Here is a 20954-nt window from a genome sequence, read left to right as displayed (position 1 = left end):
TTCACCTTTGGACGCGCGGCGTCTAGGGTCCGGCCATGCGGATTCTGAACGCCGACCAGGCCGTCCTGGACCATGTCGCCGGGCGACGTGACGCCATCATCGGCCGCACCATCGACTGGGCGAACATCAACTCCGGCAGCCGCAACGCCGCCGGGTTGAACGCCGTGCTGGACGCGCTGGAGACTGAGGCCCGGCTCCTGCCTGCCACGGTCGAACGCATCCCGACCCAGGGCTCCACCACCGTCGCCGACGACGGATCGGTGCGGACCGAGGCCCACGCCGACGCCCTGAAGATCACCGCCCGGCCGGAGGCGCCGATCCAGGTGGTCCTGACCGGCCACTACGACACCGTCTTCCCCGCCGACAGCCGCTTCCAGACCGTGACGACGCGCCCGGACGGCGCTCTGAACGGTCCCGGCGTCGCCGACATGAAGGGCGGCGTCAGCGTGCTTCTGGCCGCGCTCGAAGCCTTCGAGACCCACCCCGACCGTCACGGCGTGGGCTGGACCGTTCTGCTGAGCCCGGACGAAGAGATCGGCTCGCCCGCCTCCGCCCCCCTGCTGGCCGAACTGGGCGCGCGGGGCCATGTCGGCTTGACCTATGAGCCGGCCCTGGCGGACGGCACCCTGGCGGGGGCGCGCAAGGGCAGCGGCAACTATCACCTGATCGTCACGGGCAAGGCCGCCCACGCCGGCCGGGCCTTCGACGAAGGCCGCAATGCAGTGGCGGGCGCGGCCATGATCGCCGCCGCCCTGCACGGGCTGAACGGCCGGCACGAAGGCGTCACCGTGAACGTCGCCAAGATCGCCGGCGGCGGCGCCCTGAACGTCGTCGCCGACAACGCCGTGGTCCGCTTCAACGTGCGGGTGCCGGACAAGGCCGCCGCCGACTGGATCGACGCCTCCGTCCGCGCCATCGTTTCCGCGCCGCCGTTCGAGGGCCTGACTCTGGATTTGCACGGCGGCTTCACCCGCGCCCCCAAGCCGATGGACGCCGCCCAGACTGCGCTGTTCGAAGCGGTGAAGGAAGCCGGCGCCCTCTTGGGCCAGTCCATCGCCTGGAAACCCTCGGGCGGCGTCTGCGAGGGCAACAATCTCCACGCCGCCGGCCTGCCCAATATCGACACCCTGGGCGTCCGCGGCGGCGACATCCATTCGGACCAGGAGTTCGCCTGGCCCGACAGCTTCGTCGAACGCGCCCAGCTCAGCGCCCTGATCCTGTGCAAGATCGCCTCCGGCGAAATCGACGCAGCCAAACTCAAAGCCCTTCGGATGGAAACTCTCTGAATGCTCGTCGTCCGTCCCGCCGGCCCCGCCGATCTCGACCATCTGCTCGAACTGGCCATCCTGTCCGGCCCCGGCTTCACCAGCCTGCCCGAGGATCCCGACGCCCTGGCCGAACGGCTGGACCTCAGCCAGGCCAGTTTCGAGGGTCGGGTTCCCTGGCAGGAAGCCTGGTACACATTGATGCTGGAGGACGGCGACACGGGCGACATCGACGGCGTCGGCTCGGTCAAGGCGACCGTCGGGCTGAAGCGGCCCTTCTTCTCGTTCCGCGTGGTCAACAACACCGTCCAGTCGCCGTCCCTGGGGGTGAAGCTGGACCATCAGACCCTGGTGCTGGTCAATGAATGCACCGGCTGGACCGAGGTCGGGTCGCTGTTCCTGAAGGCGGATCGGCGAAAGGGCGGCGCCGGCCGTCTGCTCAGCCAGTCGCGATACATGCTGATCGGCGCCCAGCCCGACCTGTTCGCCGACATGGTTCTGGCCGAGTTGCGCGGCGTCTTCACCCCCGACGGCGCCTGCCCCTTCTGGGACCACGTGGCCCACAAATTCTTCCCGATGGAGTTCGACGACGCCGACCGGATGACCGGCTCCACCGACAAGCAGTTCATCCTCGACCTTGCGCCGCGCCACCCGATCTATGTCGAACTGCTGCCCGAACCGGCCCGCGCCGTCATCGGCAAGGTCCATCCGCAGGGCGTGCCCGCCATGGCCCTGCTGGAAAGCGAAGGGTTCCGGCCCAACGGTCTGGTCGATATCTTCGACGCCGGTCCGACCGTCGCCTGCGGCCGCGACAATATCCGCACCGTGCGCGACGCCCGCCGACTGAAGGTCGAATTGGTCGATACGGTTCAGGCCGAACTGCCGGCCCTGATCTCGACCGACAGCGTCGCCGCCTTCCGCGCCGTCCGCGCCAAGGCCGACATCGAGGGCGAAACCGTGAGACTGACCGCCGAAACCGCTGCGGCGTTGAAGGTGGATGCAGGCGCCAGCGTGCGAGTAAAATCGTGATCCACTCTCATCCGCTCATCCCGGCGAAAGCCGGGACCCAGTACTTTGGGCGAAGGATATGTGAGATCAGAGGCCGGTGGTCATCCGATGCACTGGCGATGCGAAAGAACTGGGTCCCGGCTTTCGCCGGGATGAGCGGAGTCTCTGTGCCATGACCGTGTTCAAATCCACCGATCCCGCCACCGAAGCCGTCAACTGGGAGGGCGAGGCCGCCTCTCCCGCCCAGGTCCAGACCGCCGTCGACGCCGCCCGCGTCGCCTTCCCTGACTGGGCCGACCGCCCGCGCCAGGAGCGGATCGACGCCGTCAAACGCTATCAGGCCGTGCTGAAGGACCGCGCGCCCCAGATCGCCGAGGCCATCGCCCGCGAAACCGGCAAGCCCCTGTGGGAGACCAAGACCGAGGCCGCCGCCATGATCGGCAAGGTGGACATCTCGATCCGCGCCTATGACGAGCGCACAGGCGAACGGACCAGCGACACGGCGTTCGGCCGGGCGACCCTGCGCCACCGTCCGCACGGCGTGGCGGCGGTGTTGGGCCCGTTCAACTTCCCCGGCCATCTGCCCAACGGCCATATCGTCCCCGCCCTGCTGGCCGGCGACACGGTCGTCTTCAAGCCGTCGGAAGAAACGCCCCTGGTCGGTCAGGTCATGGCCGAAGCCTTCGCCGCCGCCGACCTGCCGACCGGCGTGGTCAATGTGGTCCAGGGCGGCCGCGAGACCGGCGCGGCCCTGCTGGACGCCGGGATCGACGCCCTGATGTTCACCGGCTCGGGCGCGGCGGGCGCCCACTTCCGGCGCAAGTTCGCCGACGATCCCCACGTCATCCTGGCGCTGGAGCTGGGCGGCAACAATCCGTTGGTCGTCTGGGACGCCGCCGACGCAGAAGCCGTCGCGGGCATCGCAGTCCAATCCGCCTTCATCACCACCGGCCAGCGCTGTTCCTGCGCCCGACGCCTGATCGTGCCGGAAGGGGCTCAAGGCGATGCGATCGTCGAAGCCATAGCCGCCCTGTCCGACCGCCTGGTCTTCGGCCCCTGGGACAGCGATCCCGAACCCTACGCCGGACCTCTGATCTCGGCCCGCGCGGCCGAGGCGGCGCTGAAGGCGCTGCAGGAGCGGATCGACAGCGGGGCCAAGGTCATCCGCGCCTCCGGCCCCGTCGCCAACCTGCCCAATTCCGTAAAGGGGGGCGCCTTCGTCAAGCCGGCCATCATCGACGTGACCGGGATCGACGTTCCCGACGAGGAAATGTTCGCCCCCTTCCTGTCGGTGATCCGCGTCCCGACATTCGACGCTGCGATCCAGGCCGCCAACGCCACCCGCTACGGCCTGTCCGCCGGTCTGGTCAGCGACGATCCGGCCAACTGGGACCATTTCATCCGCCGCATCCGCGCGGGCGTGGTCAACTTCAACCGTCCGACCACCGGCGCCGCCGGCGACATGCCCTTCGGCGGCCTGGGCGCCAGCGGCAACCACCGCCCCAGCGCCTATTACGCCGCCGACTATTGCGCCTATCCGGTCGCCAGCTTCGAGGCCGACGCGGTCGCGAACATCGAAGGCGAGATCAAGGGGTTGAAACAATGACCCTCTCCCGCCTGCGGGAGAGGTGGCCCGTCGTTCGCGAAGCAAACCAGGGTCGGAGAGGGAAGTCTTCTGGAGCAGAACTTCCCCCATCGTCACGCGTCTCGCTTTGCTCGACGACGCGACACTTCCCCCGCAAGCGAGGGAAGATTTTATGACCACCGCCGTCGAAGCCAACGCCGACGGCCTGATCGGGCCGACCCACTCCTACGCCGGTCTGTCGCCGGGCAATCTGGCCTCCAGCCTGAACAAGGGCGAGGCGTCAAATCCCCGCGCGGCGGTGCTGCAGGGGTTGGACAAGATGAAGACCCTGGCGGACCTCGGCCTGCCCCAGTTCGTCCTGCCGCCGCATGAGCGGCCCAATATCCCCTTCCTGCGCACCCTGGGCTTCACCGGCTCGGACGCCCAGGTGCTGGAACAGGCCTGGAAGGATGCGCCGTCGTTCGCCGCCGCCGCCTGTTCCGCCTCGCCCATGTGGGCCGCCAATGCTGCGACCGTGACGCCCAGCGCCGACGCCGCCGACGGGCGGGTGCACTTCACACCCGCCAATCTGGTCACCAATCTGCATCGGTCGCTGGAACATCAGCAGACGAAGCGGGCGCTGGACGCCCTCTTCCCCGATCCTGAGCGGTTCGCCGTCCATGACGCCCTGCCCTCGGTCGCCCATCTGGCCGACGAAGGCGCCGCCAACCATGTGCGCCTGTGCGCCGAACATGGGGCGCCCGGCGTCAATCTGCTGGTCTGGGGCCGAGAGGCGTTCGAGCCCTGGGACGGCCCCTACCCCGCCCGCCAGACGCGCGAAGCCTCACAGGCCATCGCCCGTCGGCATGCGGCCGGGCGCCCGGTTCTGGCTCAGCAGTCGAAAGCCGCCATCGCCGGCGGCACCTTCCACAATGACGTGGTCTGCGTCGGCGCGCTGGAGACCCTGTTCTTCCACGACCTCGCCTTCGAGGACACGGCCGCGACCCAGGACGCCATCCGCCGCGCCGCCGACGGCCTGTTCGACCCGATCTTCCTCGAGGTCTCGTCCGCCGACCTGCCCCTGGCCGACGCCATCAGCTCCTATCTGTTCAACTCCATGCTGATCCAGGTTCCGGGCGACGACCGCCTGACCCTGATCTGCCCGACCGAGACGCGCGACAATCCGCGCAGCCATGCGGTGGCGCAAGCCCTGGCCGCCTCCAACGGCCCGATCGGGCAGGTCCGCTATGTCGACGTGCGCCAGTCGATGCGCAACGGCGGCGGCCCCGCCTGTCTGCGCCTGCGGGTCGTCCTGAACGCGGCGGAACTGGCCGCGACCAACCCGGCCATGCGTTTGACCAACGCCCTTTACGCCCGACTGTCAGACTGGGCGCGCCGCTGGTACCGCGACGAACTGCGCCCCGCCGACCTGGCCGATCCCGCCCTGCTGGACGAGAGCCGGGGGGCGCTGGATGAACTGACGGCGATCTTGCAGTTGGGCGGAGACTTCTATCCGTTCCAGCAGGTTTGAAATGAAGGCCCTCTCCCGCTTGCGGGAGAGGTGGCCCGTCGTTCGCGCAGCGAACCAGGGTCGGAGAGGGAAGTCCACTCAGACGGAAGACTTCCCCCATCGTCAGGCGCGTCGCTGCGCGCCACGGCCTGACACTTCCCCCGCAGGCGGGGGAAGAACTCTAGGCCGCGAACCGTCCGCCCTTGGCCGCATAGGCCTGGGTGCCGCGCGTGAAGACCTGATCGCTGGGCAGGACGGTTTCGATCGGCAGGTCGGCCTGCCCCTTCAAGGCGTCATAGACCGGGCCGAAGTCCTTCAGCGTCTCGTCCTTCAGCGCCTCCAGGCTGTCGATGACGAAATAGACCTGCTGGAAGTCGTCGATCCGATAGAGCGTCCGCATCACCCGCTCCAGGTCGAAGCCCAGACGGTTCGGCGACGGATCTTCAAGCGCGAAAACACTCTCCGTGGCCGAGGAGACGATGCCGGCGCCGTAGATGCGCAAGGCCCCCGCCTCCTTCATCAGGCCGAACTCGACCGTGTACCAATACAGCCGCGCCAGGTTCGGCAGCATGCCCAGGCCCGCCGCCCTCTGTCCGCCCTTGCCATAGGCCTCCATATAGGCGGCGAAGTCCGGGTCGGTCAGCATGGGCACATGGCCGAAGACGTCGTGGAAGATGTCGGGCTCCTGCAGGTAATCCAGCTGGTCCGGCTTCCTGATGAACTGACCCGAGACGAATCGACGGTTGGCCAGGTGGTCGAAGAAGACCTCGTCCGGCACCAGACCGGGCACACAGACCACGGTCCAGCCGGTCAGGGCCTGGAGCTTGGGATTGATGACCTCAAAGTCGGGAATGCCGCCGGCGTTCAGGTCCAGGGCGTCCAGGCCGCGCAGGAAGGCGTCGCACGCCCGGCCCGGCAGGATCTTCATCTGACGAGCGTACAGGGTGTCCCAGGTGCGGTGTTCGACCTCGGTATAGGCGTCCCAGTTCTGCGGAATGGTCCAGTCGGCGGCCGCCCCTTCCGGGGGCTTTTCAAAGACATGTTCGAAGTCGGACATGGAGCGCTCCTCTTTGCCCCATCCTAACCCTCCGCCCGCGCCCGTTCCATCGCTTCCTCAGTGGATGCCCGCATGGAGCGGCGCATGATGGCCCTGTCCATCGACGGTGAACCAGCGTCGGACGTCGTCCGTCAGCAGCGCCGACCGAGCGTCTTCCAGAACGGATTCCGCCGCATAGGCGACGAAACCGCCGTCCTCGCCCAGGGCGAAGATGCGATAGAAGGGTTGATCCGGCGAGACCGCGCCGGTGTCGGCGGCCGGTCCCTGATAGGCCGGATCGACATCCATCACCACGCCGCGAAAGACGTCGTCGCGGTGGCGCACCATATGGCCGATGGCGAACCGGGCTGTGTGAATCTGGTTCATGCCGCCTGTTACGCTTGGCCGGATGACCCTGACGCCACAGACCTGTTCATCTTCCTGACAGAATGGCTTGGCGCGGACGATCTTGCCGGGCTAGGTTGATCGGGACGGGCGCCGCTTCGGACCGCCCACATCGGAATGACGGCCCATGCCGGAGACCCGCGGCGCGCCCCGACGGCGCGACGAGCGGTCCCAGCCTTCCCGCGAGCGGGATGCGTCGGGTCGGGACGCGCCCCTGTATGGCGCGCTCGATCTGGGGACCAACAATTGCCGGCTGCTGATCGCCAGACCGTCCCGCGACGGTTTTCGGGTGGTCGACAGCTTCAGCCGTATCGTGCGGCTGGGCGAGGGCCTGTCGCGGACAGGGCGGCTGGACACGCGCGCCATGGACCGCGCCTATGACGCCTTGGCCCTTTGCGCCGAGCGGATTGTCAGGAAGGGCGTGGATCCGGTCAGGCTGAGCGCGGTGGCCACCCAGGCCTGCCGGGCGGCCGAGAACGGGGCCGAGTTCATCGACAGGGTCCGCAAGGGCACCGGGCTGCGGCTGCGGATCATCGATCCGGCCGAAGAGGCGCGGCTGGCGGTCGAGGGCTGTCTGAACCTGATCGACCCGAAAGCCGAGGGGGTGGTGATCATCGACGTGGGCGGGGGGTCGACCGAACTGTCCTGGCTGAGGCGCGACGGGCCGAACTGGAAGACCACCGACTGGATGTCGGCGGCCCTGGGGGTCGTCACCCTGGCGGAGCGGCATCCCGAACCCGAAGGGGCCAGTCCTGCGGACCACGCCCAATGGTATGAGACCATGGTCGCCGACATGGGCGCGGCCCTGGCCGGAGGCGGCGTCGAGGATCCCGAGATGCTGGACCTGCTGCGGCGAAACCGCGCCCATCTGATAGGGACATCGGGCGCCATCACCAGTCTGGCGGGCATCCATCTGAAGCTGCCCCGCTACAACCGCGATCGGGTCGACGGCCTGTGGATGACCCGGGCCGAATGCGAGGCGGCGGCGGAGCGGCTGAAGCGGCTGGGGCCGGACGGGCGCGCCAAGGAGGCCTGTATCGGGCCGGATCGGGCCGATCTCGTCCTGGCGGGGGCGGCGATCCTGGAGGCGATCCAGCGCGCCTGGCCGTCAGAGCGTGTCAGGGTGGCGGATCGCGGCCTGCGCGAAGGCCTGCTGCTGCAACAGATGCGGGCGGACAAGGCCCCGCCCAAACGCCGCAGGCGGCGCCGGGGCCGGGGGCGAGGACCTGCCGGCGCCTGACGCACCGTCTCCTCCCCACGACGTGGGAAGGTGGCGCGACGCCTCTTCGCGTCGTGACGGAGGGGTTCTTCCCGCATCGCAGACGCCTGTGCGGCGTTCAGAACCCTCCACCACGCTTCGCGCGGCCCCCTCCCCATTGCATGGGGAGGAGACAGTGCGGGCTCAGCCCGGCGTGGCCACCCGCACCGGCAGGTCGATGTCGCAGACCGAGAAGTCCGCGCCCTTGGCCTGGCGCGCCTCATCGAGCAGGGCGCGGAAGGCGGGCGAGGCGGGATTCAGCATCTGAACCGCCGGGCGTTCGGCGGCGGGCAGGTCGGAGGCCAGGCGGACGCGGGTCATCCGGTCGGGATCGGTGACGATGCCGCTCGGCTCAGGACTGGCCTTCAGGGCGCGGACCACCTCAAGCCCCACGACCACCCGCCCCCAGACGGTGTAGCGCTTGTCCAGCGCGGGATAGGGCTGGCGCATCAGGAAGAACTGGCTGTTGGCGGTGTCATTGCCCTCGTCGCGGGCCATGCCGGCCACGCCGGGACAGTAGAGGCCCCAGCCGTGGACCTTGCGATCCGAGGTGCCGGCCATCAGGGCGTCGGGCTGGGTCTGGACCGGAATGGAATGATAGAAGCCGACCAAGGCCCCGGCCGGCGCCGCCACGGGGGTGAAGGCCATGTCCGGCCCACGCCGGAAGGTGAACTCGGCCTTCAGATCCGGATACCAGCTCTGGCCGTCGCCGGTGCCCAGGGGATCGCCGGTCTGGGCCATGAACCAGTCGATGACCCGGTGCCAGGCCAGATTGTCGTAGAAGCCGCGCGAGGCCAGCAGCTTGATCCGCTCGACATGGGCCGGGGCGATCTCGGGCGCCAGCTCGACCAGAATCCGCCCCTTGGTCGTGTCGATGACCAGCAGATTGTCGGGGGCGACGGCGCGCCATTCGGTCGGGCCGGGCGGGGGCGGCGGCGCGGCCGCCTCCTGCGCCTGGGCGGCCCCGGTCAGCAGGGCGGCCAGCCCCGCGGCGATCAACGTCTTGCGAAAGATCATCACCCCTCCCCTGTCGCGTCTCAGCTCCCGACGACCTGGGCCACCGGCTGGACGTCGCAGATGGTGAAGCCGCCGCCGCGCGCGGTGCGGGCCGCGGCGATCCGTTCGGCGAAGGCGGCGCTGGCGGGGTTCAGCACCCGCACGGTCGGGCGTTCGCCCTCCGGCAGGGCCGAGGCCATGCGGACCTTGGTCATCACATCAGGATTGGCCACCTTGCCGTCTTCCGCGTCGGAGCCCTTGTTCAGCTTGTTGACGACGTCCAGGCCCGAGACCACGCGGCCGAAGGCGGTGTAGGCGCCGTTCAGCTGGTCCCTTTCGCCCACCATCAGGAAGAACTGGCTGTTGGCGCTGTCGGGCGAACCCGCCCGCGCCATGCCCAGAACGCCGGGGCAGAACAGGCCGTGGGCGTCGACCTTGAAGTCGGCGGTCACCATCATCTGGGCGTCCGGCTGGGTCTCGACCGGCAGGACGCCGACCAGGCCGCGCACGCCCTGACCGGCGTTCGGCACGGCGACGAAGCCGGCGTCGCGGCCGCGTCGGAAGCTGAACTCGGCCTTCAGATCGGGCAGGTCGCTGCCGCCCTCGCCCGTGCCCTGGGGGTCGCCGGTCTGGGCCATGAAGTCGGGGATGACGCGGTGGAATTTCAGCCCGTCATAGAAGCCCTGGTCAGCCAGGGTGCGGATGCGTTCAGCGTGACTGGGCGCCGCCACCGGCGTCAGTTCGACCAGGATCCGCCCCTTCGACGTGTCGATGACCAGCAGATTCTCGGGCGCGACGGTGCGCCAGTCAGAGGCGGGCGCCTGAACCTGAGCCTGGGCTTGGGCCAAGGCCGGAGCCTGGGCCGAAGCCGTCGCCAGAAGAGCGGCGGCCGCCGCCGCGATCGCACCAAGACGCATTGCCGAACTCATCCCTTGTTCTTGACCTTGTCCCGCACGCGCGCGGCGATGGCGGGGCTGACGAAACTGTCGATCGCGCCGTCCAGACGGGCGATCTCCTTGACCAGGCGCGAGGCGATGGCCTGATGCCGAGGATCGGCCATCAGAAAGACCGTCTCGATGTCCTGATTGAGGCGCTGGTTCATGGCCGTCATCTGGAACTCGTATTCGAAATCGGCGACCGCGCGCAAACCTCGGATGATGACATTGGCGTTCAGCTCTTCCGCAAAATGCATCAGCAAGGTCGAAAAGGGCTGGACCACGATGTCCCCGCCCAGGCTCGCGACCTCGGCCCGAAGCATCTCGACCCGCTCGGCCGTGCTGAACAACGGTCCCTTCTCGTCATTCTGGGCCACGCCGATGACGACCCGATCGACCAGCTTCAGGGCCCGTTTGATGATGTCGGTGTGGCCGTTCGTGACCGGATCGAAGGTGCCCGGATAAAGTCCGATGCGCATGGCGTTTCTCCCCGGCCTGTCGCCTGCTGTCGGGGGTGACTTAGCAGGTGCGAAATCAACGGCCTAGACGGCTGACGCGATCGTCATGCGTCATCGGCGACGGATTGAGGCGGCTGCGAGGTCCAGGCCCGGTTGAGCCGCTCAAGGACGGCGGGATCATTGCCGAACGTCGCGTCGTCAACATGAGTGATTGGACACACGGGTGTGGCGCTGTTGCACAGGAAGGCGCCGTCGAAATCCGCGAATTCGGACACATGCACCGGGCGGGTCTGAGACGACAGCCCCTGCCCAGCCAGCCCCCGGTCGATCAGGACCTGGGTCACGCCCGCCAGCATCGGCGCCTGGGGCCAGACAATGCGATCCCCCTGAATGAAGCCGATGTTCCAGGTCACCCCTTCGGACACATGACCCTGATCATCGACGAACAGGGCGTCGTCAAAGCCCGCCGCCCGGGCGGCCCGGCGCACGCGCGTCTGACCAAAGGTGGCGACATGCTTCAAATGCGGCGTCTCGCGCACATAGGGGACGGCGGTGACCCGCATCGAGGTCGCCAGCGGCGGCGGCGGCGAGACGACCGTCATCACCTTGGGCCGTCCGACGAAGGACGGATTGCGGTGGCCGATCTCGGGCGAGAATAGGCTGACGCGCATCCAGCAGGCGTCGCGCCCCTCGACGGCGAGGGCCAGCAGACGCCGGAACTCGGTCTCGCCGGGGCTTTCGCCGAACAGTTCGACACCGGCCTGATCTAGGCGGGCGAGATGCAGGTCCAGCCCCCGCACCGCGCCGTGCTCGACGCGGAAGGAGGTGTAGGCGCCGTAGTTGACCAAGGCCTGGTGCGCCAGGTCGTCAGGGGCGGCGGGAAGGCCGTCGATCAGGATCGACATTATCGGTATGTACCTATATATAAAGTTATATAACTTTGGAGTCGCCGACATGTCGGTTTACGCCCCGCTGGAATACCGCCTCGCCCAAACGAAGCAAAACGCCCTCACCCTGTCGTTCGAAGAGATCGAAGCCCTGCTGGGCCGAAAGCTTCCCCAATCCGCCTATGACGAGCGGATAAGGCGTCAATGGTGGGCCAATACCGACACCCATGTTCAGGCCAAGGCCTGGCTGAAAGCGGGCCGCAAGGCCAAGCTCAATCCCGCTCGGAACGAGGTCACCTTCGTAAAGGAACAGACCGAAACGGGGGTAGAGGGCGCCCTTCTATCCTTGGCCGCCCTGACGCCCGCTGCGCGCAGTTTAGTGGAGCGCACCTGTCAGGAGCGCGGCGTCGATCTTGGAACGGCCGTCGCCCTCCTGTTGAACGAAACCGCACGAAGCCGGAACGAGGCGTTTCTGGACCGGATGGACCGCTCACGCAGCCGCTCGACCTATTCAAGCGTTTCCAGCGTCGATCTGATCCGGGAAGATCGTGATGGCCGATGAGGTGGTGATCGACGCGTCGGTCTTTGCGGCAGCCCTGTTCGACGAGGAACATTCCGCCGCCGCCAGACGGTTTCTGGGCGACTGCGTAAGCTCGGAGCGGATCATGATCGCGTCCGACCTGATGCCGATCGAAATCGCCAGCATCGCGGCGAAGAAGGTCTGGCGAGGCGAATGCTCCGAGCAACTCGGGGCGGAAGCCGTCGATACGGCGCATGGCATGATGGCCATGCCGGTGTCACTGCCGGAGCTGTTGGCGCGCGCCTATGACCTGGCCGCGCATCACCGGTTTTCCGTCTACGACGCGACCTATATCGCTTTGGCGGAAGTGCGAGACAGCCAGGTCGCGACGCTGGACGCCCGACTGGCTCGACGCGCCGAGGCGGAAGGCTTCGCCGACCGCCTCGTCCTCGTCGCCTGATCAGGCCTCGCCGCCCTCTTCACCGGCGACGTCCGCCTCATCCGAACCGCCGCTTTCCGGCAGGCGTTCGACCGAGACGACCTTCTCGTCCTTGCCGGTTCGGAAGATGGTGACGCCCTGGCTGGAGCGGCCGACGATGCGGACCTGATCCACGCGGGTGCGGATCATCTGACCGCCCGAGGTGACCAGCAACAGATCGTCCGACTCCTCGACCGGGAAGGCCGCCGCCAGGCGCGTGCCCGCGCGACCGCCCAGGCCGTGGGCCGTCAGACCCTGGCCGCCGCGACCGGTGCGGCGATACTCGTAGGCCGAGGACCGCTTGCCGAAGCCGGTTTCGGTGACCGTCAAAATGAACTGTTCGGCGGCGCCCAGTTCGGCGATGCGCTCGACCGTCAGGGCAGCGTCCGCGACCTCGTCTTCAGCCTCGGCCGGAGCGACCTCCTCCTCGCCGTCCGCGCCGGCCAGGGCCTTGCGCATGGCGTTGGCGTGTTTGACGTAGGCGGCGCGTTCTTCCGGCGTGGCGTCGACCCGGCCCAGGATGGCCATGGAGATGACCTCGTCCCCGTCCTGCAGGCGCACGCCCCGGACGCCGGTCGAGTCCCGGCCCTTGAAGACGCGCACGTCGTCGGCCTTGAAGCGGATGGCGCGGCCCAGGGCCGTGGTCAGCAGCACGTCGTCGTCCGCCGTGCACAGGCCGACGCCGACCATGCGGTCGTCGCCTTCCAGCTTCATGGCGATCTTGCCGGCGCGGTTGACCGTGGCGAAGTCCGACAGCTTGTTGCGGCGCACGTCGCCCGAGCGGGTGGCGAACATGATGTCGTAATCGCCCCAGGTCGTCTCGTCCTCGGGCAGGGGCAGGACGTTCATGATGCTGTCGCCCGGCTCGATGGGCAGCAGGTTGACGAAGGCCTTGCCGCGCGACTGCGGATTGCCCAGCGGCAGGCGCCAGGTCTTCAGCTTGTAGGCCTTGCCGTTGGTGGCGAAGAAGAGGACCGGGGTGTGGGTCGAGGCGCTGAACACGCCGGTGATGGCGTCCTCGTCCTTCATCGACATGCCCGAACGGCCCTTGCCGCCGCGATGCTGGGTCCGATAGGCGTTCAGGGCCACGCGCTTGACGTAGCCGCCGTGGGTCACGGTGACGACCATGTCCTCGCGCGGGATCAGGTCCTCGTCCTCCATCTCGCCGTCGCCTTCCCCGATCAGGGTGCGACGCGGCACGGCGAACTTGGCCTTCACGTCGATCAGGTCGTCGCGAATGATGGCAAGGACGTTCTTGCGGTCCGACAGGATGGTCAGGTGGCCCTGGATGGTGTCGGCCAGGCCGTGCGCCTCGCCGAAGATGTCGTCGCGGCCCAGGCCGGTCAGACGCGACAGGGTCAGGGCCAGGATGGCGCGAGCCTGTTCGTCGGTCAGGCGGATCTTGTCGCCCTCGACGATCACGCTGCGCGGGTCGGCGATCAGCTCGACCAGGGCCATCATGTCGCCGACGGGCCAGGCCTTGCCTTGCAGCCGCTCGCGCGCCTCGGTCGGATCGGCCGAGGAGCGGATGATGTGGATGACCTCGTCGATATTGGCGACGGCGACGGCGAGACCGACCAGGACGTGGCCGCGGTCGCGGGCCTTGTTCAGCTCGAACTTGACGCGGCGGACCACCACCTCCTCGCGGAAGTCGAGGAAGGCTTCCAGAAGAGCGCGCAGGCCCATCTGCTCCGGTCGGCCGTGGTTCAGCGCCAGCATGTTGACGCCGAACGAGCTCTGCATGGCGGTGTAGCGCCACAGCTGGTTCAGGATGACGTCGCCCGAGGCGTCCCGTTTCAGCTCGATGACGATCCGCATGCCCTGACGGTCGGATTCGTCGCGAACGTCGGAGACGCCCTCCAGACGCTTCTCGCGAACCATTTCGGCGATGCGCTCGATCAGCGTCTGTTTGTTGACCTGGTAGGGCAGTTCGGTGACGACGATGGCCTCGCGATCCTTGCGGATCTCCTCGATCGAGGCGCGGCCGCGCACGACGACCGAGCCGCGACCGTCGCGCAGCGCATTGCGCGGCGCGGTGCGGCCCATGATCTCGCCGCCGGTCGGGAAGTCCGGGCCGGGCACGATGTCCAAGAGGGCGTCGTCCGAAATGTTCGGATCGTCCAGCAGGGCCAGGGCCGCATCGACCACCTCGCCCAGATTATGCGGCGGGATGTTGGTCGCCATGCCGACGGCGATGCCGCCCGCGCCGTTGACCAGCAGGTTCGGGATTCGGCTGGGCAGGACGACCGGCTCCAGCTCCTTCTCGTCGTAGTTCGGCTGGAAATCGACCGTGTCCTTGTCGATGTCGGCCATCAGGGCCGTCGCCGCCGGCGCCATCCGGCACTCGGTGTAACGCATCGAGGCGGGCATATCGCCGTCGACCGAGCCGAAATTGCCCTGGCCGTCGACCAGCATCAGCCCCATGGAGAAGGGCTGGGCCATCCGCACCAGGGCCATATAGACCGAGGCGTCGCCGTGGGGGTGGAACCGGCCCAGCACGTCGCCGACCACGCGGGCGCATTTCGAATAGCTGCGCTCGGGCGTCATGTTCAGGTCGTGCATCGAATAGAGGATGCGACGGTGAACCGGCTTGAGCCCGTCACGGGCGTCTGGAAGCGCGCGCGAGACGATCACGCTCATGGCGTAGTCGAGGTACGAACGCTTCAGTTCGTCCTCGATGGTGATCGTGGAAATGTCTGAGCCGCCGCCTCCCGGAACAATCGGAGTTGCGGCGTTTTCGTAGCTGTCGTCGGTCAAGGAAGCGTGGCTTTATGCGGCCGGAATCGGAACGTGATCCGCTGTCGCGTTTTCTAGCATTCTAGCATCGCGGTGGCAAAGCGACGCCGCCGTGAAAGCCCGTCTCTGAAAGGACTTTTCGCATGCGCTTTCATCGCCTCGCCGCCGCCCTGCTTCTCGCCTCCCCCCTGGCCCTGGCTTCCGCCTGCGCGACGGCCGCCGACGCGGCCCAGTCCGAGGCCCCGCGCGCGCCCGTGGGGGCCACAGGCCAGGCCGTGCTGGTCAACGCCCAGGGTCAGACCATCGGCCGGGTCGACCTGCGCCAGGGCCCGACCGGCCTGGTGATCAGGGTCGAGGCTTCCGGCCTGACGCCGGGCTGGCACGGCATCCACATCCATGCGACCGGCGCCTGCGCCGCCCCCTTCACCTCGTCCGGCGGCCATATCAACCATGGCGAGCCCAAGGCTCCGCACGGCCTGCTGAACGCCCAGGGGCCGGACGACGGCGATCTGCCGAACGTCTATGCGGGGGCGGACGGCAAGGTGAACGCCGAACTGTTCACCACCCGCGCACGCATTTCCTCGGAAGGCCCCGGCCAGTGGCTGTGGGACGAAGACGGCTCGGCCATCATCATCCACGCCAATCCCGACGACCATTCGACCCAGCCGATCGGCGGCGCCGGCGATCGGGTGGCCTGTGCGGCCCTGAGCGCGAGCTGAGTTCTCTCGCCCTCCTGCGTCATCCTCGGGCCTGACCCCGAGGATGACGGGGGTGTGGCGTCATCGCCCCTTCTGGATCAGCAGCCGCTCGATCATGCGGGTCTGTTCCTCCTGGCGCGTCGCCAGCTGCTCAACCTTGTCCAGCAGGGCCATGATCTCGATCTCGGCCTTCAGATTGACCTGATAGTCGTTGCTGGCGTCCAGCCGGTCCTTCGCCGCCTGGCGGTTCTGGCTCATCATGATCACGGGCGCCTGCACCGCCGCCAGCATGGACAGGACCAGGTTCAGGAAGATGAAGGGATAGGGATCAAAGGCGGCCTTGCGCAACAGCAGGTTCCCGGCGGTCCAGACCGCCAGAAACACGCCGAAGGCGATGATGAAGGGCCAGGATCCGCCGAAGGCGGCGACCCGATCCGCCAGTCGGTCGCCGAAGGTCTGACGCCCCTGAAAGGCGGTGTTGACGTCCTCGGAAATGGGACGTCGGTCGGCGGTGCTCTGCATCACGCTGGCGGCGTTTGCGGGCAGATCGTGTTTGGCCTTGCCCAGCCAGCGGCGGGACAGATGGTCGGCGTCAATCGGGGCGTGGGACAAGGGCGGGCTCCTGAGGCTTGCGCCCCAGATCAAGCCTTGGCGGCCCCCGCGCGCAAGCCCCGTTCGGCCAGGGCCACCAGGGCCACCCCGCCCATGGCGATGGCCGAACCGGTCAGGATCTGGGGCGTCAGCACGTCCCCCATGAAGCCCCAGCCGATCAGCATGGACACGACCGGCGTCACCAGCAGATAGGGCGTGACCCGGCCGGCCTCGCGCCTCTGCACCAGCCAGAACAGCAGGGTGGTCGCCAGCACGGACGAGGTGATCCCGGCCCACAGCAGCGAGGCCCAGACCAGGGGGGTGGCGGCCTTCACCGCCTCCCACTGGCCGTGTTCGAACACCGCCGAGCCGAAGGCCATGACCGGAAAGGCGCCCAGCGCCAGAAGACCCTGCATCTTCAGCGGCGGGATCGAGGTGGTGCGCCGCGCGACCACCGTCGTCACGCCCCAGGCGGCGCCCGCCGCAATGGCGACCAGAATGGCCTTCCAGTCCTGAAGCGCATGGGCGTCCAGGGTCATCCAGGCCACGCCGACAAAGGCCACCCCCATGCCGACCAGGGCCGCCTTGTTCAGCCGCTCGCCCAGGATCAGGAAGGCGAACAGGGCCGTAAAGGGAATCCACAGCTGGTTGGCCACGGTGACTGGACTGACGTCGGTGGCCAACCAGTAGGCGGTATAGGCCAGACCATATTGGATCGGCCCGCCCAACAGGACGATCAGGGTCAGGCTGCGCCAATCCGGGAAGGGCGGACGGACGAAGACGATCAGGCAGGCGGTGGCGATGCCGAACCGGATCGCCCCGACCAGAAGCGGCGGCAGGGTCTCGGTCGCCAGCTTGGCGCCCGCATTGTTCACGCCCCAGACGATGATGATCGCCACGATGGCGGCGATCTCCAGCCCGGTCAGGGCATTGGGCTTTGCAGGCGGCGGGGCGGCGGCGGCGGCGTCGGACATGCCCCGCCTATGGCACGGTGCGCGCCAGAACGCCCTTCACATGCCGTGTCCGGGCGTTGCATTGACATGTACAGGCCTGACGCCCAACATGTACATATGACCGAAGTCACCCTGACCGCCTTGCGCAAGGACCTGTTCCGGCTGGTCGACAGCGTGCTGGAGACCGGCGAGCCGCTGGTGATCCGGCGCGGCGGGCGGCGGCTGACCTTGATCGCCGAGACCCCCGCAAAACCGATGACGCCCGAAGAACGCTGGGACGCCTATATGGCCCAGGGCGTGCGGGAAGGCGCCGACGACTGCCCCGACGACATCGACACCAACAAGAGCCATTGGACCTGGGATCCGGACACCAAGTTCGACTTCGAGGACAAGTGATCCACCTCGACACCCAGGTCGCCCTCTGGCTCTATTACCGACTGGATCGGCAGATCAGCCGCGCGGCGAAGGCGCAGTTGGCGCGGGCTCGCGACCTGCGTCTGTCCCCCTTGGTCGTGGTGGAGATCGAAATCCTGATCGAGATCGGTCGGGTCAAGCTGAAGACGGCCGACCTTCTGCTGCATGACCTTCAGGAGCGTCTGGATTTGGAGTTGTCGGACGCCTCGGCCGCCGCCGTCGCCGAGGCCGCCTGCCGCTTCGCCTGGACGCGCGATCCGTTCGACCGGCTGATCGTCGCCAACGCCATGGCCGACGGGGCGACGCTGATCACCGCCGACCGGGTGATCCTGCGCCATTTCGATCAAGCGGTCTGGTAGAACTTAGAACGTCGGCTTGGCGACCATCAGCCAATAGATGGCCAGGACGCCGGCGAAGGCGGGCCAGCCCAGGGCGAACCACCAGCGGAACAGGCGATGATAGGCCGGCGGCAGGGCCGCCCCCTGCCCCGCCGCCTGCTGGGCCAATTCCATCATCCGGTACTGGATCCAGACGACCGGCAGCCAGCAGAGGCCGACAAAAACATAGAGCCCGTAAGCCGCCAGCAGCCAGGGACTGGTCAGGGACCAGCCCTGCAGATGGATCAGGCCCAGGCCGCTGATCGGCTGGACCACGACGGCGGTGGCGGTGAAGACGAAATCGGCCAGGACCACGATACGGCCGACCTCGGCCACCGTCCTGGCGTCGCGCGTGGCGTGGGCGCGCAGCATGAAGAAGGCGATGCCTGCGCCTGTGCCGAACAGGACGGCGCCGGACAGGATGTGGATGATCTTCAGCGCGAAATAGAGGCTCATCGACGGGAGTCCGTGGCGGCGACGAACAGGCAGAGGGCCATCATCGGCAGGACTTTCAGCCACGGCCCCAAGGGGTCGATCCAGTAGTGCGGCAGGCTGAGGCTGCCGGCGATCAGATAGCCCACGGTGGCCACGCACATGAGGATCGCCACCCGCGCCGTCCAGGGCCGCACGAACAGGGCCAGGCCCAGAACCACGTCCAGCAGGGCGCCCCACCCGGCCACCGGCCCGGCCCAGCGGCCATAGCCGCCTTCGTGCAATATGGCGACGGCGCCGCTCCAGCCGGGGCCGAAACTGATCAGGCCGGTGATCAGCCAGAACAGGCCCAGGGTCAGGATCGAAATCGGGCGGACGAACCACAGGCGGGCGTGCCAGACGTCCTGGACCGAGGCCGGGGTCTCGGCCAGGAAGCGGGAAAAGCCGCGCGACGATACGCCCAGCCGCTCGGCCCAGCCGCTGTCGCGACCGGCGACGTCGTGATCCATCTGGCGCATGGCCGTGGTGCGGATCGGCGAGGACCAGCCCAGCCGTCCCAGCAGATCGCCGATCGCCAGGGCGGGCGCGGCCAGGGCGCGGGGAACCCGAACGACCGGCGCCGGCTTCAAGCCCAGCCAGCCGCGATAGAGGCGCACCGTCTCGGCCATGGTCACCGCCTCCGGCCCGGGCATGTCCAGGATCAGGCGCGACGGGGCGCCGGGCCGCAGGGCTGCGACGACGGCGACGGTGAGATCGCCCAAGGGGATCGGACGGAAGATCTGGTCGCCGCCGACGACGGGCGAAAACAGCGGAAAGGCCGCCAGCGCGCGGATCAGACCCGTGCCGCCGAAGGCCGCCCGGTCCACCACCAGCGACGGCCGCAGGATCAGCCAGTCCAGCGCGCTGTCTGCGACCCGTCGTTCGGTCTCGGCCTTGGTGCGGGCGTAGTCGGTGCCGACCGCTTCGTCGGCGCCGACGGCGGAGATGTGGATCAGTCGGGCCACGCCCGCCGCCTCGCACGCCGTGATCAGGGCGCGCGGGCCGTCGACATGGGCGGCGCGGGTGCTGTCGCCGCCGCCGTCCTGCAGGACGCCGACGCAGTTCACCACGGCCGACACCCCCTCCAGAAGCGGCGCCCAGGCCTGGACCGTCGTCAGTTTCGAAAAGTCGGCCGCGACCCAGTCGAACCTCGGGGCGCGACGGGACGGTTCGGCGATACGCCGCGCGCCCGCTCTTAAGCTCCAGCCTTCTGCGGACAGGGCCGCCGCCACGTGCGAGCCGATGAAGCCGTTGGCGCCCAGCACCAGCACGCGACCGCTCATCCCAGCACTCTGTCCTTCAGATCGACGCTTGCCGGAGGGAGGGCGCACCAGGTCGCACCCGGAAACCGGCGACGGCGACGCGCCACGAAATCATACAGGCGGTCGCGAATGAACCGGGGCGCGATCCGACCGATGATCGCCCACCGATAGGGTGCAGGCAGCTGGGCGGCGATGGCCAGGACGGCGTCGGAGCGTTCGCGCGCCATGCCGTCCTGGATCAGCAGCATGGTGGCGGGGTCGTCGGGGCTGACGCCGTAATGCGTCAACAAAGCCTGCCCCAGAGCCGACTGGGTCGGCGCCAACCGGAACAGCCCGGCCCGGTCGGCCGTCAGGATTTTGCGCGCCGAGCTGGAGCAGAGCGCGCAATCCCCATCGAAAAGAACCACGGGCCGGTCGTCCGGGAACACCGGCACGGCGGGATCCTCACGATAGCTGTAAGGCCCCCGCCCCACCTCGAGCGCTTAGAACGGAATGTCGTCGTTCAGGTCGTAGCTTTCCTTGGGGCCGCTGGGGCGGTTGGCGCCGCCGGTGGAGAAGCCCGAGGAATAGTCGTCGTCGCCGCGACCGCCGCCGTAGCCGCCGCCCTGAGAGGCGCCGCCCTCGGACCGGCCGCCCAGCATGGTCAGTTCGCCCTTGAAGCGGCTGACCACGATCTCGGTCGAATATTTCTCCACGCCCTGCTGGTCGGTCCACTTCCGGGTCTGGAGCGCGCCCTCGACATAGACGGTCGAGCCCTTCTTCACATAGTTCTCGACCACCTTGACGATGTTGTCGTTGAAGATGACGACCCGGTGCCACTCGGTCTTTTCCTTGCGCTCGCCGGTCGACTTGTCGCGCCAGGTTTCCGAGGTGGCGATGGACAGGTTGGCGATGCGGTCGCCGTTCGGCATCGACCGGATTTCAGGATCGCGGCCCAGATTGCCGACCAGAATGACCTTGTTGACGCTGCCCGCCATGGAAACTTCCTTCTCGCCCAGACCGGCGATCACCTCGCCCGCCCTTCAAATTCAGTCGGATGTCTTAAAGCCGCTGCGGATCACCGTCAGCCGCATTCGACGCCCAACCCGCCAAAACGGTGGATTAACGCTTTGTTCCACTTTTGTTCGAGCGC

General features: G+C 68.1%; 23 protein-coding genes. 10 read left to right on the top strand and 13 right to left on the bottom strand.

What is annotated here, in order from left to right; all coding sequences use genetic code 11:
* The first annotated feature begins 35 nt into the window (after positions 1-35).
* The 4 genes from JL11_RS07585 to astB all read left to right on the top strand — a co-directional run bounded on the left by JL11_RS07585 (position 36) and on the right by astB (position 5368).
* A complete protein-coding gene (locus tag JL11_RS07585) occupies positions 36-1286 on the top strand; it encodes a hydrolase (RefSeq protein ID WP_054765127.1) in 1251 nt (416 codons plus the stop codon).
* Positions 1287-2294, top strand: coding sequence for an arginine N-succinyltransferase (locus tag JL11_RS07580; protein WP_054765126.1), 1008 nt, complete (start codon positions 1287-1289; stop codon positions 2292-2294).
* A 151-nt stretch (positions 2295-2445) separates the two neighbouring features.
* Positions 2446-3879: a succinylglutamate-semialdehyde dehydrogenase gene (gene astD / locus JL11_RS07575; protein ID WP_054765125.1), complete on the top strand. Its 1434-nt coding sequence runs from the start codon at positions 2446-2448 to the stop codon at positions 3877-3879.
* A 151-nt stretch (positions 3880-4030) separates the two neighbouring features.
* Positions 4031-5368, top strand: coding sequence for an N-succinylarginine dihydrolase (gene astB, locus JL11_RS07570; protein ID WP_054765124.1), 1338 nt, complete (start codon positions 4031-4033; stop codon positions 5366-5368).
* 160 nt (positions 5369-5528) lie between these two features.
* On the opposite strand, the gene phhA is transcribed toward astB, so the two are convergent.
* Positions 5529-6404 carry a phenylalanine 4-monooxygenase gene (phhA, locus tag JL11_RS07565; protein ID WP_054765123.1) on the bottom strand — a complete coding sequence of 292 codons (876 nt, stop codon included), beginning with the start codon at positions 6402-6404 and terminating at the stop codon, positions 5529-5531.
* 57 nt (positions 6405-6461) lie between these two features.
* Positions 6462-6770: a heat shock protein HspQ gene (hspQ, locus tag JL11_RS07560; RefSeq protein WP_054765122.1), complete on the bottom strand. Its 309-nt coding sequence runs from the start codon at positions 6768-6770 to the stop codon at positions 6462-6464.
* A gap of 145 nt (positions 6771-6915) precedes the next feature.
* On the opposite strand from hspQ, the gene JL11_RS07555 reads away from it, so the two are divergent.
* Positions 6916-8028: a Ppx/GppA phosphatase family protein gene (locus tag JL11_RS07555; RefSeq protein ID WP_054765121.1), complete on the top strand. Its 1113-nt coding sequence runs from the start codon at positions 6916-6918 to the stop codon at positions 8026-8028.
* 162 nt (positions 8029-8190) lie between these two features.
* Here JL11_RS07555 and JL11_RS07550 read toward each other — a convergent pair whose 3' ends face one another.
* The 4 genes from JL11_RS07550 to JL11_RS07535 form a co-directional block, all read right to left on the bottom strand.
* Positions 8191-9063, bottom strand: a complete 873-nt coding sequence (locus JL11_RS07550; protein WP_054765120.1) for a peptidylprolyl isomerase — start codon at positions 9061-9063, stop codon at positions 8191-8193.
* 20 nt (positions 9064-9083) lie between these two features.
* Positions 9084-9959, bottom strand: coding sequence for a peptidylprolyl isomerase (locus JL11_RS07545; RefSeq protein ID WP_054765119.1), 876 nt, complete (start codon positions 9957-9959; stop codon positions 9084-9086).
* Between the two features lie 8 nt (positions 9960-9967).
* Entirely contained in the window at positions 9968-10456 is a 489-nt protein-coding gene (coaD, locus tag JL11_RS07540; protein ID WP_054765118.1) for a pantetheine-phosphate adenylyltransferase, read from the bottom strand.
* Positions 10457-10539: 83 nt separating this feature from the next.
* The gene (locus JL11_RS07535) at positions 10540-11340 is read right to left on the bottom strand and encodes an aminotransferase class IV (RefSeq protein ID WP_054765117.1); all 801 of its coding nucleotides are present in this window, start codon (positions 11338-11340) and stop codon (positions 10540-10542) included.
* Between the two features lie 49 nt (positions 11341-11389).
* Here JL11_RS07535 and JL11_RS17675 point away from each other — a divergent pair, with 49 nt between their 5' ends.
* Together JL11_RS17675 and JL11_RS07525 are read left to right on the top strand one after the other, a co-directional pair.
* Positions 11390-11884, top strand: coding sequence for a DUF7662 domain-containing protein (locus JL11_RS17675; RefSeq protein WP_054765116.1), 495 nt, complete (start codon positions 11390-11392; stop codon positions 11882-11884).
* Positions 11874-12302, top strand: a complete 429-nt coding sequence (locus JL11_RS07525; protein ID WP_054765115.1) for a type II toxin-antitoxin system VapC family toxin — start codon at positions 11874-11876, stop codon at positions 12300-12302. The genes JL11_RS17675 and JL11_RS07525 overlap by 11 nt, the downstream gene beginning before the upstream one ends.
* Here the strand turns inward: JL11_RS07525 and gyrA are convergent, their stop codons facing one another.
* Positions 12303-15077, bottom strand: coding sequence for a DNA gyrase subunit A (gyrA, locus tag JL11_RS07520; protein ID WP_082382629.1), 2775 nt, complete (start codon positions 15075-15077; stop codon positions 12303-12305).
* 122 nt (positions 15078-15199) lie between these two features.
* Between gyrA and JL11_RS07515 the strand changes: the two genes are divergently transcribed.
* On the top strand, positions 15200-15775 hold the full coding sequence (locus JL11_RS07515) for a superoxide dismutase family protein (protein WP_054765114.1): 576 nt from the start codon (positions 15200-15202) through the stop codon (positions 15773-15775).
* A gap of 60 nt (positions 15776-15835) precedes the next feature.
* Here JL11_RS07515 and JL11_RS07510 read toward each other — a convergent pair whose 3' ends face one another.
* Together JL11_RS07510 and JL11_RS07505 are read right to left on the bottom strand one after the other, a co-directional pair.
* Positions 15836-16366: a DUF1003 domain-containing protein gene (locus tag JL11_RS07510; protein ID WP_054765113.1), complete on the bottom strand. Its 531-nt coding sequence runs from the start codon at positions 16364-16366 to the stop codon at positions 15836-15838.
* 29 nt (positions 16367-16395) lie between these two features.
* Positions 16396-17319, bottom strand: coding sequence for a DMT family transporter (locus JL11_RS07505; RefSeq protein WP_054765112.1), 924 nt, complete (start codon positions 17317-17319; stop codon positions 16396-16398).
* A gap of 96 nt (positions 17320-17415) precedes the next feature.
* Between JL11_RS07505 and JL11_RS17670 the strand changes: the two genes are divergently transcribed.
* Positions 17416-17694 carry a type II toxin-antitoxin system Phd/YefM family antitoxin gene (locus tag JL11_RS17670; protein ID WP_054765111.1) on the top strand — a complete coding sequence of 93 codons (279 nt, stop codon included), beginning with the start codon at positions 17416-17418 and terminating at the stop codon, positions 17692-17694.
* Complete coding sequence (locus tag JL11_RS07495) at positions 17691-18071, top strand: type II toxin-antitoxin system VapC family toxin (RefSeq protein ID WP_054765110.1); 381 nt, start codon at positions 17691-17693, stop codon at positions 18069-18071. The genes JL11_RS17670 and JL11_RS07495 overlap by 4 nt, the downstream gene beginning before the upstream one ends.
* Positions 18072-18074: 3 nt before the next feature.
* Here JL11_RS07495 and JL11_RS07490 read toward each other — a convergent pair whose 3' ends face one another.
* From JL11_RS07490 to ssb, 4 genes are read right to left on the bottom strand one after another with little or no spacing between them, the layout of a single operon-like run.
* Positions 18075-18545 carry a DUF2269 family protein gene (locus JL11_RS07490; protein WP_054765109.1) on the bottom strand — a complete coding sequence of 157 codons (471 nt, stop codon included), beginning with the start codon at positions 18543-18545 and terminating at the stop codon, positions 18075-18077.
* The gene (locus tag JL11_RS07485; protein ID WP_054765108.1) at positions 18542-19843 is read right to left on the bottom strand and encodes an SDR family oxidoreductase; all 1302 of its coding nucleotides are present in this window, start codon (positions 19841-19843) and stop codon (positions 18542-18544) included. Before JL11_RS07485 ends, JL11_RS07490 begins: the two co-directional genes overlap by 4 nt.
* The gene (locus tag JL11_RS07480; RefSeq protein ID WP_227976080.1) at positions 19840-20256 is read right to left on the bottom strand and encodes a thiol-disulfide oxidoreductase DCC family protein; all 417 of its coding nucleotides are present in this window, start codon (positions 20254-20256) and stop codon (positions 19840-19842) included. Before JL11_RS07480 ends, JL11_RS07485 begins: the two co-directional genes overlap by 4 nt.
* Positions 20257-20304: 48 nt before the next feature.
* Positions 20305-20799 (bottom strand): single-stranded DNA-binding protein, encoded by a 495-nt coding sequence (gene ssb / locus JL11_RS07475; protein WP_054766868.1) that lies wholly within the window; start codon positions 20797-20799, stop codon positions 20305-20307.
* Positions 20800-20954: the final 155 nt, after the last annotated feature.

The organism is Brevundimonas sp. DS20 (assembly GCF_001310255.1).
Lineage (GTDB): Bacteria > Pseudomonadota > Alphaproteobacteria > Caulobacterales > Caulobacteraceae > Brevundimonas > Brevundimonas aurantiaca.
The sequence above is the reverse complement of the archived record's forward strand: the minus strand, read 5'-3'. Positions and strand labels throughout refer to the sequence as shown.